Here is a 14,065-nt window from a genome sequence, read left to right on the forward strand (position 1 = left end):
ACCACAGCAAAAATTTTGCGCAGTATATCAGCGTCACTTATGGATTTCGATGTGTATTACGGTGAAAAATGCGCCGTTTCCGGCCACTAATGCTGGCACACACGCGCTTGGTTGAGATGCCAGAGACCGTCCTCAATCACCACTTTGCGTTTGTCTTGGAAGAAGGTCAGCAAGCTGTCCAAATCCAACCCGCTGAGTTTGCAGGTATGGAAACGGGCGTTGGCACCAAATTCGCGGCACACCACGTCACGCAGTGCGCTTTCGGTCATTGGGGTTTGTTTGATCAGGTGAAGGACTTGATGAGCATGAATGTCCGGTGTCATGAGCGTTCTCGCTTGGGTAGAAAAAATCAACTGTACCCAACAGAGTGCCGCTTGGCTTTGACGTAGCTCAGGGCAACAGCACAACCGAGGCCACAATCAGCCCTTGCGCCAACAAATAGCTGCCAGAAATCAGGTACTGACCCAACGGCAAGGGGTGCCGATAGTCATGGATGGCCAGCAGCAACGCCGACAACATCAACACCAAGCTGCCCACAAACCCAGCCAGTGAAGCATCGGAAGGCAGCTTCAACCACACTTCCCCCGCCGCCCAAGCCATCTGCAACAGCATGATGCCCATGATCGTCACCGGGAAAATCAGCGTATCGAGCTGCGGCAGCAGCAGAAAAAAGGCCACAATGCTGGTGGCAATCAGCAATGCAGGTAGCCACCAGACGATGGCCCCGGAGATTTGTACCCAAAACGCTTTGCTGTAAAACAGCTGCGACAGCAAAAAGGCGCCAAAACAGAGTTTCGGCCGCCATTGCAATAGGTGCAGCGCATCGGCCAGCAACGCCGCGCACAAGCCCACAGCGACCCACACGACCGGCGCTGAAGCAGCCGCAGCATGTGTCACGGTGATATAGAGAAGCAGGGCTAAACTCGTCACTTTAAACACTAACGCGTGCGTGAGTTTGTTGTTTTCAAACGCAGAAATGCTGATAAGTCCCGATACCGCGACAGAAATCCAGCTCCACATGCCTCTACCTCTTTAGAAATCTGCCGCCAGTGTAGGCATGTGACATTCGATGTCCAGAACCAAGCGGCAAAAGTTGGATCTTGATTGCGATTCAACCGCAAACTGTGGGGCTGTTTAAAACTGTCACCCATCATGGCCTGTTTACCTTTTCATCAACAAACCCAGGAAAAACCCGCCAGCCTATCCACACGATAAAAAACAACGTTTTCAATAACAAAACCCAAAGAAAACCGCATGAAACACAACGTCCCACCCCAAAAAATCAAAAACAAAAATAAAAATAAATCAAACAGTTAAATAAAAACAACCCCTCAAAACCCGCCAGCCATCCTGCAATGCAAAAACAAAACCATTGAGGAAGTTTACACTCAGAAACAACTGGACCAACCACCAAAAGGTGAGATTAATTCTCATCTATAAAAATAATTTTCTTAAAAAATGAGAATTCACCTAAAAATCACCTCCCTCACACCGCTAACTAGCAAAAACCGGACAAAAGGAATCATGAAACATCAAGTTAACCTTTACAAGATCAATAAATTCAATATGTTATAAAACCCAAAGATTATTTTAAACTCACAATGATTAATTGATAAACGCACCAAAACTACACATTTAGCTCACCATTTTAGGGCTGATAGCCAGATATAGAATGCTATTTTTAACCATTTTAGAAAGATGGTCTTGATCAAGCCGTTAAACTAGTGCTATTCTAAATTCACTGAAGGAAACAAATTTAAAGGAGCAGTGTTATGATTTCTTCATCTCAGAAACAAGGACTAGTAATGATCGCAGTAATCGTTGGTTTGATGACACTGCCGATGATGTACTAAGCATCTGTTAAACAACAAAAAAGGACGCCAAGGCGTCCTTTTTTTCGTACTCAATATTGTGCTTACTGCAGATGTTGCGATAACTCTTCCCAATGAATGTAATACACCACCATCGCCGCCAAGGTCATCAGCAGCATTAACATCACCGCCACTCGCCAAATAAATCGGCCACTGCGTGGGGTTAGCTCTTTTTCACACTCCAAACAGACCGCCAGAAAGGCTTTTCGATCGTCTAATTGGTAATGCTCCTGTTGCGTGACATCTCCACCAATGCTGGCGACATAGCGCAGCTTGGCTAACACATCATGCGGCAGACGATCAGCACAGCTGTTGATCAGCGCTTCAAGTGAGTCCCCTTGGGCGTGATATTGCATGCGTAGCAATGTCTCTAGCCTGCGCGTTTGCATCATTACTTGTTCACTATCGGACATGACCGCCTCCCTTGCTCATCCACTCAGTTTTTGTCGTTCTTGTTAACAGAGTCTTACTCCATAGATAGGGGTGAGAAAAGCTCACTTCTAGCTTAGCCTTCAATCCTAGTATGAAAGTGTGATACCTGCCGAAAAACTCATCTCTATTACTGTGCATCACGCGGGTTATTTCGTCAAAGTGCTCGTAAAATCAGATTATTAGAATGTCATTGCTACCAAAAAGGAGGCGTGAATGCCGGGTGTATTTTGGATTGCGTTAGGCGGATTGATTGCCGTCGGGCTGTGGTTGTTTTCTCGTTTCTATCGTCGGCACATACACGGGGAAAACGCCCCGGAGCGCCATGTGCAAGTCACCGTGTTAGACAAGCAAAGCATTGATATCCCTCACCCATTACCGGGACAAGATGACCGAGAATACTGGGTTTACGTCCAAAAAGGTCAATGGGGGCCAAAACGGGAGTTTCAGATTGGCATTCACTATTTCCACGCGCTGAATCCCGGCGACCGCGGCACACTCACCTACCGCGGCACCGACTTTATTCATTTTGCCCTGCAACGTTAGGGCAATAACCAACGGGTTTTCGCGCTGCGTGAGACCAACCAGCTCACGCCCAACGACGCCGCACCGCTCAACACAATCCACATGGGGATCACCCACCCCGGGTGTCCCTGATGCCAACCGTAAGCTTTCATCGGCCACAAGAAGATGGGGTGCAGTAGGTAAATCCCCAAGCTGTGCTGACTGATGAACGCCACCACCGTTTGCGCTCGTGGCGACAGATGATCAGCCCACGCACGGCAGAGAATAAACACCATGCTGGCTGCCAAAATGGTATTGAGCGTTTTGTACGACAACCAGCGCTCGACGATGTAGCTCTGATATTGCAGACTCACCGAAACCACCGAAGTCACCGTGACGTACAATGCACCGCCCCCCAGCAACAGCGCTGCCATCACCACCCAGCGGTTGTTGGGCACTTTCTGATACAGCAAATAGCCGAGCAACAAGTAGCCACTGTAGAGCCACAGTTCCAGATTCCACACGCCATCAATGTAAAACAGGAACAGCGTCGCGGTCAGCATCCACACCGCCACCCACGCACAAATCGCCAGTGTATCGACCCGTTTCACCAGCCACTGGAACAGCGGAATGACAAAATAAAGCGGAATGAAGTAATAGAAAAAGCCCAGATGGTAATAGGTTTCGTGCTGCGGGCTGTGTTTGAGTGTCTCAAGCGCGATTTGGCCATCAAACCCGCTCGCACTCCACCCAGAGAGATACGCATAGAACAGCGACCAAATCATGAAAGGCACCAGCACCTTGCCTAAGCGACGTCGCAGATAATACTGGAGATCAAAAGGACGCGGGTCGCTCAGCATCAACGCACCGGAAATCAGAATAAACACGGGCACCGCCCAGCGGCTGAGGCCATTGACAGTGACTGCGGTCAGCCACTCCGACAAAGGAATCGTGCCCAATTCCTGCCGATAGGGCGCCAACACATGAATGCCGATCACGGCCACCGCCGCGACACAGCGCAACATATCAAAAAAGATTATTCGTTTCGTCATCACTCACGCCCATCAAACACCGAAACCTCACTATAGAACGATTGGTAGCCAAAGTGTAAACCAGCGGTCAACGATGGGTTAACTCGCGCAAACTTTTTGATTTTGATAGCTAATACCTATTACAGCGATGCACACAATCGAATATAGGTCTACAAAGTACAGGGTTATTATGCTTGCAACGATTTCACAGAAATCCATTTAATTTTTCGATTACTAAGAAGGTGAGTGTTATGACTACTAATCTAATCGGCCTGGACCGCAACCAAAGCCAACAACTTGCTCAGTCACTCAACCGCCTACTGGCCAACTACCAGGTGTTCTACATGAACACTCGCGGTTACCATTGGAATATCAAAGGTAAAGAGTTCTTTGAGCTACACGCTAAATTTGAAGAGATCTACACCGATCTGCAACTCAAAATCGATGAACTGGCTGAACGTATTCTGACCTTGGGCCACCAACCACTGCACAGTTTTAGCAGCTACTTGGAAAGCACCGAGATCAAAGAGCACACCAACGCGACCGACGGTCAGAGCACCATGAACGGTTTGGTGAACGGGTTTAGCGCCCTGATCACACAGCAACGTACCATTGCAGAACTTGCCGGTGAAGCTGGCGACGAAGGCACCGCAGCGCTCATGAGCGACTATATTCGTGAACAAGAAAAACTGGTATGGATGCTGAATGCATGGCTGCAATAAGCCATTCCGCGTCACATCGCCCCTAATCAAGCCACAAGCCCGTTTAACGGGCTTGTGATGACAGTTTCGGTAATCCGAGCGAAATAAGGCTGGTCAGCATGAGGAAGCCCAAAGACACCCAGAGACATGCGGCCAGCCCTCCCACCTGAAACAGATAACCTGATAAGATCGTCCCGATTAAACGCCCCATCGCGTTTGCCATGTAGTAAAACCCCACATCGAGCGACACGCCATCGCCCTTGGCATAACTGACGATCAAATACGAATGCAGGGATGAGTTGACCGCAAACACCGCGCCAAACAGCATCAAGCCCATGGTAATGACCCATTGTGGGTGCCAGTTCAGCGTGACACCGATCGCCACCCCCGCCGTCACCACACTCAGCATCACCGCCCAGCGCAATGCCGCATGACCATCCGGCAATTTACCCTGCGCTTTGCCCGTCATGCGCGGCGCAAAACCTTGCACCACGCCATACCCAATGACCCACAGCGCCAAAAAGCCGCCCACCCAGATGTGATCCCAGCCAAACACCGTGCCGAGATAAACCGGCAGTGCAACCACAAACCACACATCGCGCGCGCCAAACAAAAACAGACGCGCCGCCGAGAGAATGTTCACCGACCGCGATTTGGAGAATATTTCCGAGAACTTAGGCTTGGCTTTGGCTTTGCCAAGGTCAGCACTCAGCCAACACAAACTGCCGATGAGCACCAGCACCAGCACTGCCGCCATGCACGCCACCGCAAGCTGAAAACCGAGTGCCGTCAGCAGCACGCCACCCAAAAAGAATCCCGCGCCTTTGAGGGCGTTTTTCGAGCCGGTTAAAATGGCGACCCAGCGATACAGCGCGCCCTGTTGTTCATCTGGCACCAGCGTTTTAATCGCGCTTTTGGCACTCATCTTATTGAGGTCTTTGGCGATGCCGGACAGTGCCTGCGCCGCCATCACCCAAGGAATGGTCAGCCACACGCTGGGCAGCGCCAGCATTCCCAACGCAACGATTTGCATCGCCAGCCCGACGTTCATGGTGCGATTGAGCCCCAATCGCGCGCCCAGCCAGCCCCCAATGAGGTTGGTGACCACGCCAAAGAACTCGTAAAACAGAAACAGCGAGGCGATCGCCAGCGTATCGTAACCGAGCTGATGGAAATAGAGCACCACCAGCATGCGCAGCGCACCATCCGTCAGCGTGAAGTTCCAGTAGTTGAACGTCACCAGCATGTACTGACGGATCGAGTGGTCTAATTTGGCATAAGTTTTCAACATATTCCGATCCAACATGAGCTTGGGGATCATGATGATCCCAAAGCCCGATTAGCTGATCACACCCGCAACGTGTTCGATGTAACAGCGCTGCTCCGCTTTAGTAAACGCGCCCGGACGCAGAGCCTGAATGCGTTCAATACACTGATCCAGCGGCCAGCCGAGGTCGAGTAGCACATGCCCGGCCAGCAAACCGGTACGACCCGATCCCCCCATGCAGTGGATCGCCACTTTGTCGCCGCGTTTCAGCACACTGCGCAGTTGCGGGCTGACGGTGGGCCAGTGCTCCGTAAACAGCGCATCCGGCACACTGTCGTCTTCAATCGGCAGATGAATCCACATCATGCCCAGCGCTTGGGCGGTATAACCGAGTTGCTCGACCTGCTTAGCGGCCATCTCGTCACGCGTGATCGCGCTGACAATCACATGCACGCCTTGCGCTTTCAGTTGCGTCAAGCTGTCAAACAAGCTGACCTCTTTGGTACCCGGGCACGGCATCAGCACCAACGCCGCTTTCTCGACCGGCAGTTCCCACGTCGGATGCATCATTTCGCCAGCCCCACTTTACGCACCAGTTCAGCGGTGCGAGTCGCGTAACCCATTTCGTTGTCGTACCACGCATAGATTTTCACCATGCGCGTCCCCACCACCATGGTCGACAAAGCATCAACGATGGTCGAACGTGGGTCACCGCGGTAATCAATCGACACCAGCGGTTTTTCTTCGAAACCGAGAATACCTTTCAGCTCACCTTGCGCGGCTTCTTTCAGCAACGCATTGACTTCTTCGGCGGTGGTATCGCGTTTCACATCAAAAATGATGTCAGTCAGCGACGCATTCGCCAGCGGTACACGCACCGCGTGACCGTTAATTTTGCCCGCCAGTTCTGGGAAAATTTCCACAATCGCCGTCGCGCTGCCGGTGGTGGTCGGGATCAGGCTCATGCCGCACGCACGGGCACGGCGCAAATCTTTGTGCGGTGCATCCAAAATGGTTTGCGTGTTGGTCAAATCGTGAATGGTGGTGAACGACGACTGCTCAATGCCGAGTTTTTCGTGAATCACTTTCACCACGGGGGCAATGCAGTTGGTGGTGCACGAAGCCGCCGTAACGATGCGGTGCTGCGCGGGGTCGAAAATGTGGTCGTTCACCCCGACCACGATGTTGGCAATGCCTGGCTCTTTGACCGGTGCCGACACCACCACTCGCTTGACGCCCTGCGCCAGATATTGGTTCAAGAACGCTGTTTTGCGATGCACGCCCGTGGCTTCAATCACCACATCGCACCCTGACCAGTCCACCGCGCTGATGTCACGCTCCTGACTGGTGGTGATGCGCGCATCACCAATCAGCATGGTGTTGCCTTGCGCTTCCACCGCATGATGCCAACGCCCTTGCACTGAATCGAACGCCAGCAGATGCGCCAGTGTTGCCGTATCACCCGCCACATCATTGATGTGCACAAATTCGATGTCTGGCCAGTCAAACGCTGCACGCATTGCCAAACGGCCAATGCGGCCAAATCCATTGATTCCGACTTTAATGGTCATGTTTTTCTCCTTAACAGCACGGGCGATCGGCCATGGTCGCCAGTCGCTGACTGTCGACGCCGTATTGTTGTTGCAAACAGTTGGATTGTTTTAATCCATCGATGATTTTATTCAGCCAGCCCGGGAGCTGGTCTGACACTTGGTAATACACCCATTGCCCCTGGCGCTCGTCCACCAGCACACCGCTTTGGCGCAACTGCGCCAGATGGCGCGACACTTTCGGTTGGCTCTCTTGCAGCGCGTGCGTCAGTTCGCACACGCACAGGCGCTTTTCGCGGGCAATCAGCAGCAGGCAGCGCATACGCGTTTCATCCGCCAGCAGCTTGAAAAATTGGTGAGGTAGCATTGGTATCTCCAATATATTCATATATCCATATATCTTAATTACAAAAAAGCACGCGTCAATGCGCGTGCTTTCACTGTCATAAAAGTTTCATCTACAGCAGGCGATTCACATCCTGACTCCAGCGTTGAGCGGCTGCGAGATGATTGGTGACCTCGTTGACCTGCAACCCCAGTTGCAAGCAGCAGTTTTCCACCCCTTGCCAATCAGCATGCTCAAAACACTCTTCCAGATTGAGCAATTCGCCAAACGGTCCGATGCGCTGATTGAGCGCATCTTTGATCGCTTTGGTCAGCGGCAATTGTTCCACCAACTCGCCGAGTGATGTGTCCAACAAGGCATCGAGCACCGAAAACAGGCCAATGATGAAGGCCTGATCTTTAAACTCGACAAACGGGCGACGCGATGCCATCAACTGACAGAACTGCGCCCGCTGCAACGACAAGTTGTACAGCTCTTTGGGCTTTTTGACCGAGATGTAAGACGCAACCGCCAGCGAGACAAAGATTTTCAGCCGATCTTGCCCAAGATACACCAAGGCTTGGCGAAATGAAGAGATAGGCACCGCGAGGCGATCCGACATGCTGTTGACAAAGCGCAGCAGCTTGTACGACAGCGCGATGTCTTGCGCCACAATGTGTTCAATGCGCTCAAAATCAACGTCGGGACGGCACACTTCCTGAAACAGTTGCATCGCCAGCACGTGTTCCGGGCTGATGTAGCGCTGTTTGATGATTTGCGGCTTGCTGAAGAAGTAGCCTTGAAAGAAGGTAAACCCGGCGCGGCGTGTCTGATCAAACTGCGCTTCGGTTTCGACCCGTTCCGCCAAAAAGCGGCGACGACTGCCGTGATCGAGGCGTTGACGAACGAATTCGCACGCTTCATCCACCCCTAGCGCCATGATGTCGAGTTTGACAATGTGCACGTACGGCAGGAATCGCTCCCACTCCGGCGCATAGACAAAGTCATCCAGCGCGATCAAGTAACCACGCGCGCCAAGCTCGCGCACCGCTTCAAGCAGTTCATCAGTCGGCGAACAGGTTTCCAGCACCTCCACCACGATCTGCTCTCTGGGCAGTGTCAGCGGCAAGCGGCGCAATAAGCTTTTGTACGGAAAATTAATAAAACAGCGTGAACGGGCAATCGACGGGTTGGTGCCGACGGCCAGAAAATTTTCGACAATCAGTCGATATGTCGCACGATCAGAGTCCATGTGCTCAGGAAACGCATTCTCTTCCCCATCACGAAACAGCAGTTCATATCCTAATGTCTGCCGCTTCGCGTTTAAGATGGGTTGTCGTGCTACATAAGTGGTATACATGTCACCCTCAAACGCATTCGGCGCCGGTGATGATTAGGCTTTGGCCGCTGCCAGCAGCGCACCACAGCCCATAAACATGGTGCCGAATACTCGATTAATTTTACGCATAATGCGATCGGAGCGAATAAAACGCCCCATCTGTGACGCCAACGAGGTGTAGCCCAACATCACAAAGGCATCTATGGTAACGGTTGTGATGCCCAGCACCAAGAGCTGAGTGAGCTGATCCCCTGTTGGATCAAGAAACTGTGGAAATAAAGCCACCAAAAACACAATCGACTTCGGATTGGTCAGATTAATCAGCACCGCTTTACGCAGCAACGTGCCTGCGCGCTGGTTTTGCGTGGCACTCTCCGCCATCAAACTGCTGCGATCGCGCCATTTTTGAATGCCGAGCCACACCAGATACACGGCGCCCACCCATTTGATCAGTGTAAACGCCAGTGCCGATTGTGCCACCAAGGCGCCAATGCCCGCGCCCACCAACACAATGTGAATCGCCAAACCAATTTGCAGCCCCGCAATGGCGGCCAGCGACTTGCGCGTGCCGTAACTCAAACCATTACTGATTGAATTGACGGTGCCGGATCCCGGCGCCAAGCTAAACACAATCGCCGTCGCCACATAAGCCAACCAAACATGCGTATCCATTGCAATTCCTCCCAACTCGCTTATTCTAGCGACCTTAGACAACTAATTTGATACTCACCCATTGTGATGAGTCGAGCCCGTGTTATGACCTCACCTTATACTCAAGAGTCCAACTTTGAGCAAGCAATCCAGCATCAGATTGCCGATTTGTGGCGCACGCGTGATGAAGGGGTTTATCGTGCGTTCGACAAGACCCAACTCTATTGGTGCTCATTAACCAAGCCGGAACACCGCAAAGCCATTGTGGTGGTCAACGGTCGCATCGAATCCGCTTGGAAGTATCAAGAACTGTTTTACGATCTGTTTCAGCAAGGATACGACATTTATGCCTACGACCATCGCGGGCAGGGCTTGTCTGATCGCTTGATTGACGAACGAGAAATGGGTTATGTCGGCGAATTTCACGATTACGTTCAAGACCTCGCCGGTTTGCTCGACATGTGGGATCTCAGCCGCTATCCACAGCGTTTTCTTTTGGGCCATTCGATGGGCGGCGCGATCGCCACCCGCTTGGTGCAAACCCATCCGCAACATGGGTTTCACGCCATGGCGCTTAGCGCACCGATGTTTGGCGTGCACATGGCGTGGCAACTACGTCCGGTGGCGCTACCACTGTCACAAATGCTCACGGCCATTTACCACAAACCGACTTACGCGCCGGGCTACAGCGCGTATTATCCCAAGCCGTTTGAAATCAACCCGCTCACCCACAGCGAAGTGCGCTACCGCTGGTTCCGCGACCTGTACGAAGCCAAACCAGAACTGAAACTGGGAGGCCCCAGCACACGCTGGGTGTGGCAAGGATTGATGGGCGCCAAACAGTGCATTTTGCTGACGCGTCAAGTGCGGCTGCCCACTTTGGTGATTCAGGCCGAAGCCGACACCATCGTCAGCAACCAAGCGCAAACCCGATTTGTGACCAAACTGGCACGCACCAACCCGCACAGTGCGATCGAGGTGGTGCTGGGCGCGCGGCATGAACTGCTGTTTGAACAAGATCAGTATCGCAATCAAGCGCTGGACGCCGTCCTCAGCCACTTTGCGCACGCCAGCGAGGCTAAATAGAGGAAATTTTGCTGTGGTAGGTTTACCCTCTTTTTCCTCTTTCGCTTCACGTACACTAACCGCTCAGAAACGCGCGAGCATCGCCGCTATTTCACCTGTGACTAAGAGGGTTTTATGACCACTGAACGTAACGCATCGCCATACCGTATTGTGGCTTCCGATCTTGACGGCACGCTGCTGGCACCGAATCATCAACTGAGTCCGTTTGCCAAACAGACGCTGCACGATCTGCATCAGAAAGGCTACACGTTCATTTTTGCCACCGGACGCCATCACGTCGACGTGGCGGGCATTCGTGAAATTGCGGGCATTCCGGCTTATATGATCACGTCCAATGGCGCGCGCGTACACGACCAAAACGGCCGTGAAATGTACAGCAAAAACGTGCCACCTCAGCTCGTGCAAGCAATCATCGATGTGGTCAAGCACGAACCGGACATTTACGTGCACCTGTACCGCAATGACGAATGGTTGCTCAACCGTGAAGATGAAGTGCTGCGTAACTTCCATGAAGAATCCGGCTTTAGCTACCACCTGTTTGATGTGAATGCGGCCCCGACCGACGGCGTCGCCAAAGTGTTTTTCAGCAATGAAAGCCACGACCACGAGCAACTGGTGCACTACGAAACCCTCATCAACCAACACTTTGGCGATCAGGTGAACGTGGCGTTCTCCACCCCATGGTGTTTAGAAGTGATGTGTGCCGGCGTGTCCAAAGGCGATGCGCTGCAAGCCGTGGCAGAATCGCTCGGCCTGACACTCGACAACTGCATCGCGTTTGGTGATGGCATGAACGATGTGGAAATGCTGTCGATGGCTGGCAAAGGCCTCATCATGGGCACAGCGCACGAGAAAGTGATGCATGCCCTGCCTAACAACGAGGTGATCGGCAGCAACGCCGATGATGCCGTACCGCACTACCTGCAAACGCACCTGATTTAATCACGCGCTTCTTTGCATCGCGTCCCAAGGCAGCCTCAGCTGCCTTTTTGCGCGCTCAGGCACAAGGCGCACGCCCTAACGCGCCTTGCCAATAACGAAATCATCAACGTTCACCGCCCAACAGGAAACCTTTTGTGTTCGCCGCGTGTCAATAGAGATGGTGTCTGGTTCTGTTTTGAACAGCCAATATGCCATAATGAAACCCGTTTAATGTTCTGTCACGAGGAAGAGATCCCATGAAGGCGCTGAGAACCCCAGCCGCAATCCTGACCGCCCTTGCCCTCCAAGCGTGCTCCAGCACACCCGGCCCTCAGCCCACCCCCGCTGAACCGCCGAAAACCAGCTTGGACCAACCGGCCTCCATTCAACCCCAACCGTTTGTGGTGCGTGGTCAGGTCGTGATCGGCCCGGAAGTGCGCTCGCTCACCCCGTGTGGCAGCAATCAACAACTGCTGCTTGACCTGTCACCCACGCAGGTCAAACAAGCCACCGATTTAGCCCATTCGCCCTATCAAATCATGTACGGCGAAGTGATTGGGCATCTGGCGCCGCCCAGCAAGACAGGCTACAACGGCGATTACGCCGCGCGCTTTGTGGTCGACCAAGTGAACATGCTCAGTGCTGAAAACCCACAGCGCTGCAACTTAGCGGCCACGCCAACGCGCGCATTTGGCACCGAACCCTTCTGGTCGATGAACTACACCGCCGATGGCCTGACATTCCAGCCGCTCGGCGGCCCGAAACAGACGTTCGCGATTGACAGCAGCCGGTTGTCGGCCAACCAGCGGGTTTATCGTTTCGAAGATGGCGAACTGAGCCTGACACGCGAAGCGTGCGCGGATGGCATGAGCGACACGCTGTATGGCTGGCGCTCTGAACTGAGCCTCAAAGGCGGTGACTACCAAGGTTGTGCGACCTTGGGCAACAGCGATCCAACGCTGGAGTGGGTTGGCACTTACTTTGCCAGTTCCACCCAAACCACAGGCTTTAGCGTGACCTTAAACCTCGATGCCGATCATATGGCGACCACCCGCTACCACTACAGCAGCGGCGAAGCCGACATTGTCGAACGCGGCTACTGGCAGCAGCTCAATCCGCGTCAAATTCAAGTGGTGATGACCCAACATCAGCAGCAGTATTTGGTGTCGGAACGCGTCTTCACGCGCGAGGGCAGCACGCTCAGCGCCGAGAAAGAGAAAGTCGGCGACGTGGTTTACCCCATTGCCAACGGCGGGCTGGTGCTATTTTCTGCCCGCCAAGCCAGTTCCCCCGCCGCAAGCCCTGCGCCACTGAGCGATCACCAGATCGCCTCGCGGGACGACTACGAAGAAGATGTTGATCAAGCGCTGCGTCGCTACTTTGCATTGCATCACACCGCGCCGGACAACACGCAGTATCGCTGGTTGAAATACGATCTCACCGGTGACAACCAACCAGAACTGCTGGTGCAGTTGGATTGGTGTGGTTCCGGGGGCTGCACGCTGTTGGTATTCCAGCAGCAGAATCAGGAGTGGCGTTTTAACAGCCGCATTACTTTGGTGCGGACCCCTTTTCAACTCGGTAAGCACAACACGCATGGATGGCAGGATCTGATGCTGCCGGTGAGTGGCGGCGGCGCGCAAGCTGCGACGCACCGCTTGCAATACAACGGCATCAGCTATCCGGTCAATCCGAGCGTGGCCGACGTGGCGCAAAGTGAGGAGATCAGCGGCATCACCTTGTTTGCCGATGGCCTCTCCCCGAAACAAGCGGGCGTGAAACTGTGACACCTTGCCCACACTGCTTGTTGGTTCACCAATGCGTGTGCCAACAGGTGCCCCAGCTGACCAGTGCGCTGCAACTTTCGTTGCTGATGCACGATAACGAACGGTCGCGTGACACCAACACGGGACGCTGGCTGACGGCCGCCCTGCCCGACTGCCAAGCGTTCAGTTGGAGCCGCGTCGAACCCAACGCGGCGCTCAAGGCACGCATCGCCGATCCAGGCCATTACTCCGTGTTAGTCTATCCGGGCGAGCCGAGCCTTCATGTGGAAGACGCACTGACACAAGCTCGCGCGTTACATCAGAAGCCGCATTTTATTTTGCTCGACGGCACCTGGCAGGAAGCAAAGAAAATGGAGCGCAAAAGCCCGTGGCTTAAGGATTTACCCCGAGTCGCCCTCAGTCCGCAACAGCTGTCGCAATACCGCCTGCGCCGCAATCAAAGCGACGGGCACCTGTGTACCTTGGAAGTGGGATGTGAACTGCTGCGCGCTCTCGATGAGGCGCCGCAGGCCGATGCCTTGGCGGCGTTTTTTGCGCAGTTTATGGCCATCTTTCAGGCCGATAAGAGTGGCCATCGCTGGCCACATCCTTGATCGTGCGCGG

17 protein-coding genes and 1 pseudogene are annotated in these 14,065 nt (G+C 53.4%); 7 read left to right on the forward strand and 11 right to left on the reverse strand.

Annotated features, from left to right (window positions below):
* Positions 1–86: 86 nt before the first annotated feature.
* Positions 87–323 (reverse strand): YecH family metal-binding protein, encoded by a 237-nt coding sequence (locus tag ACS18Q_RS14190; RefSeq protein WP_004724402.1) that lies wholly within the window; start codon positions 321–323, stop codon positions 87–89.
* Between the two features lie 67 nt (positions 324–390).
* Entirely contained in the window at positions 391–1,020 is a 630-nt protein-coding gene (locus ACS18Q_RS14195) for a lysoplasmalogenase (protein ID WP_004724399.1), read from the reverse strand.
* 80 nt (positions 1,021–1,100) lie between these two features.
* Between ACS18Q_RS14195 and ACS18Q_RS14200 the strand changes: the two genes are divergently transcribed.
* Positions 1,101–1,298: a hypothetical protein gene (locus tag ACS18Q_RS14200; RefSeq protein WP_441257180.1), complete on the forward strand. Its 198-nt coding sequence runs from the start codon at positions 1,101–1,103 to the stop codon at positions 1,296–1,298.
* 617 nt (positions 1,299–1,915) lie between these two features.
* Here the strand turns inward: ACS18Q_RS14200 and ACS18Q_RS14205 are convergent.
* Positions 1,916–2,284 (reverse strand): hypothetical protein, encoded by a 369-nt coding sequence (locus ACS18Q_RS14205; protein WP_004724398.1) that lies wholly within the window; start codon positions 2,282–2,284, stop codon positions 1,916–1,918.
* A 232-nt stretch (positions 2,285–2,516) separates the two neighbouring features.
* Here ACS18Q_RS14205 and ACS18Q_RS14210 point away from each other — a divergent pair, with 232 nt between their 5' ends.
* Positions 2,517–2,846 carry a DUF2500 domain-containing protein gene (locus ACS18Q_RS14210; RefSeq protein WP_441257181.1) on the forward strand — a complete coding sequence of 110 codons (330 nt, stop codon included), beginning with the start codon at positions 2,517–2,519 and terminating at the stop codon, positions 2,844–2,846.
* Here the strand turns inward: ACS18Q_RS14210 and ACS18Q_RS14215 are convergent.
* Positions 2,843–3,856 carry an acyltransferase gene (locus ACS18Q_RS14215; RefSeq protein ID WP_432583651.1) on the reverse strand — a complete coding sequence of 338 codons (1,014 nt, stop codon included), beginning with the start codon at positions 3,854–3,856 and terminating at the stop codon, positions 2,843–2,845. The two genes, ACS18Q_RS14210 and ACS18Q_RS14215, sit on opposite strands and share 4 nt — an antisense overlap.
* A 230-nt stretch (positions 3,857–4,086) precedes the next feature.
* Here ACS18Q_RS14215 and ACS18Q_RS14220 point away from each other — a divergent pair, with 230 nt between their 5' ends.
* Entirely contained in the window at positions 4,087–4,557 is a 471-nt protein-coding gene (locus ACS18Q_RS14220; RefSeq protein ID WP_004724392.1) for a Dps family protein, read from the forward strand.
* Between the two features lie 43 nt (positions 4,558–4,600).
* Here ACS18Q_RS14220 and arsJ read toward each other — a convergent pair whose 3' ends face one another.
* The 6 genes from arsJ to rhtB form a co-directional block, all read right to left on the reverse strand.
* Positions 4,601–5,827, reverse strand: a complete 1,227-nt coding sequence (gene arsJ / locus ACS18Q_RS14225) for an organoarsenical effux MFS transporter ArsJ (RefSeq protein ID WP_014204253.1) — start codon at positions 5,825–5,827, stop codon at positions 4,601–4,603.
* Positions 5,828–5,875: 48 nt separating this feature from the next.
* Positions 5,876–6,373, reverse strand: coding sequence for a cyclin-dependent kinase inhibitor 3 family protein (locus ACS18Q_RS14230; protein WP_014204252.1), 498 nt, complete (start codon positions 6,371–6,373; stop codon positions 5,876–5,878).
* Positions 6,370–7,374 (reverse strand): ArsJ-associated glyceraldehyde-3-phosphate dehydrogenase, encoded by a 1,005-nt coding sequence (locus ACS18Q_RS14235; RefSeq protein WP_014204251.1) that lies wholly within the window; start codon positions 7,372–7,374, stop codon positions 6,370–6,372. The genes ACS18Q_RS14230 and ACS18Q_RS14235 overlap by 4 nt, the downstream gene beginning before the upstream one ends.
* A 10-nt stretch (positions 7,375–7,384) precedes the next feature.
* Positions 7,385–7,720 (reverse strand): metalloregulator ArsR/SmtB family transcription factor, encoded by a 336-nt coding sequence (locus ACS18Q_RS14240; RefSeq protein WP_004724386.1) that lies wholly within the window; start codon positions 7,718–7,720, stop codon positions 7,385–7,387.
* A 91-nt stretch (positions 7,721–7,811) separates the two neighbouring features.
* Positions 7,812–9,038: an EAL and HDOD domain-containing protein gene (locus ACS18Q_RS14245; protein ID WP_004724383.1), complete on the reverse strand. Its 1,227-nt coding sequence runs from the start codon at positions 9,036–9,038 to the stop codon at positions 7,812–7,814.
* Between the two features lie 33 nt (positions 9,039–9,071).
* Entirely contained in the window at positions 9,072–9,689 is a 618-nt protein-coding gene (gene rhtB, locus ACS18Q_RS14250; RefSeq protein WP_014204250.1) for a homoserine/homoserine lactone efflux protein, read from the reverse strand.
* A gap of 84 nt (positions 9,690–9,773) precedes the next feature.
* Between rhtB and ACS18Q_RS14255 the strand changes: the two genes are divergently transcribed.
* Together ACS18Q_RS14255 and ACS18Q_RS14260 are read left to right on the forward strand one after the other, a co-directional pair.
* Complete coding sequence (locus ACS18Q_RS14255) at positions 9,774–10,754, forward strand: alpha/beta fold hydrolase (RefSeq protein WP_395213116.1); 981 nt, start codon at positions 9,774–9,776, stop codon at positions 10,752–10,754.
* A 114-nt stretch (positions 10,755–10,868) separates the two neighbouring features.
* On the forward strand, positions 10,869–11,696 hold the full coding sequence (locus ACS18Q_RS14260; protein WP_004724378.1) for a Cof-type HAD-IIB family hydrolase: 828 nt from the start codon (positions 10,869–10,871) through the stop codon (positions 11,694–11,696).
* A gap of 117 nt (positions 11,697–11,813) precedes the next feature.
* Here ACS18Q_RS14260 and ACS18Q_RS14265 read toward each other — a convergent pair.
* Positions 11,814–11,891, reverse strand: a pseudogene (locus tag ACS18Q_RS14265) (EVE domain-containing protein); the annotation flags it as partial.
* A 41-nt stretch (positions 11,892–11,932) separates the two neighbouring features.
* Here ACS18Q_RS14265 and ACS18Q_RS14270 point away from each other — a divergent pair.
* Together ACS18Q_RS14270 and ACS18Q_RS14275 are read left to right on the forward strand one after the other, a co-directional pair.
* Positions 11,933–13,462 (forward strand): COG3650 family protein, encoded by a 1,530-nt coding sequence (locus tag ACS18Q_RS14270; RefSeq protein ID WP_441257182.1) that lies wholly within the window; start codon positions 11,933–11,935, stop codon positions 13,460–13,462.
* The gene (locus ACS18Q_RS14275; RefSeq protein WP_441257183.1) at positions 13,459–14,055 is read left to right on the forward strand and encodes a tRNA-uridine aminocarboxypropyltransferase; all 597 of its coding nucleotides are present in this window, start codon (positions 13,459–13,461) and stop codon (positions 14,053–14,055) included. The genes ACS18Q_RS14270 and ACS18Q_RS14275 overlap by 4 nt, the downstream gene beginning before the upstream one ends.
* Positions 14,056–14,065: the final 10 nt, after the last annotated feature.

Origin of the sequence: Vibrio sp. Vf1514 (genome assembly GCF_052076135.1) — a bacterium.
Classification (GTDB): Bacteria; Pseudomonadota; Gammaproteobacteria; order Enterobacterales; family Vibrionaceae; genus Vibrio; species Vibrio furnissii.

Excerpts from the sequence above, each read along its gene's own strand:
- ACS18Q_RS14190 (WP_004724402.1), bottom strand. The coding sequence starts at position 323 with ATGACACCGGACATTCATGCTCATCAAGTCCTTCACCTGATCAAACAA.
- ACS18Q_RS14195 (WP_004724399.1), bottom strand. The coding sequence starts at position 1,020 with ATGTGGAGCTGGATTTCTGTCGCGGTATCGGGACTTATCAGCATTTCT.
- ACS18Q_RS14205 (WP_004724398.1), bottom strand. The coding sequence starts at position 2,284 with ATGTCCGATAGTGAACAAGTAATGATGCAAACGCGCAGGCTAGAGACA.
- ACS18Q_RS14210 (WP_441257181.1), top strand. The coding sequence starts at position 2,517 with ATGCCGGGTGTATTTTGGATTGCGTTAGGCGGATTGATTGCCGTCGGG.
- ACS18Q_RS14215 (WP_432583651.1), bottom strand. The coding sequence starts at position 3,856 with ATGACGAAACGAATAATCTTTTTTGATATGTTGCGCTGTGTCGCGGCG.
- ACS18Q_RS14220 (WP_004724392.1), top strand. The coding sequence starts at position 4,087 with ATGACTACTAATCTAATCGGCCTGGACCGCAACCAAAGCCAACAACTT.
- arsJ (WP_014204253.1), bottom strand. The coding sequence starts at position 5,827 with ATGTTGAAAACTTATGCCAAATTAGACCACTCGATCCGTCAGTACATG.
- ACS18Q_RS14230 (WP_014204252.1), bottom strand. The coding sequence starts at position 6,373 with ATGATGCATCCGACGTGGGAACTGCCGGTCGAGAAAGCGGCGTTGGTG.
- ACS18Q_RS14235 (WP_014204251.1), bottom strand. The coding sequence starts at position 7,374 with ATGACCATTAAAGTCGGAATCAATGGATTTGGCCGCATTGGCCGTTTG.
- ACS18Q_RS14240 (WP_004724386.1), bottom strand. The coding sequence starts at position 7,720 with ATGCTACCTCACCAATTTTTCAAGCTGCTGGCGGATGAAACGCGTATG.
- ACS18Q_RS14245 (WP_004724383.1), bottom strand. The coding sequence starts at position 9,038 with ATGTATACCACTTATGTAGCACGACAACCCATCTTAAACGCGAAGCGG.
- rhtB (WP_014204250.1), bottom strand. The coding sequence starts at position 9,689 with ATGGATACGCATGTTTGGTTGGCTTATGTGGCGACGGCGATTGTGTTT.
- ACS18Q_RS14255 (WP_395213116.1), top strand. The coding sequence starts at position 9,774 with ATGACCTCACCTTATACTCAAGAGTCCAACTTTGAGCAAGCAATCCAG.
- ACS18Q_RS14260 (WP_004724378.1), top strand. The coding sequence starts at position 10,869 with ATGACCACTGAACGTAACGCATCGCCATACCGTATTGTGGCTTCCGAT.
- ACS18Q_RS14270 (WP_441257182.1), top strand. The coding sequence starts at position 11,933 with ATGAAGGCGCTGAGAACCCCAGCCGCAATCCTGACCGCCCTTGCCCTC.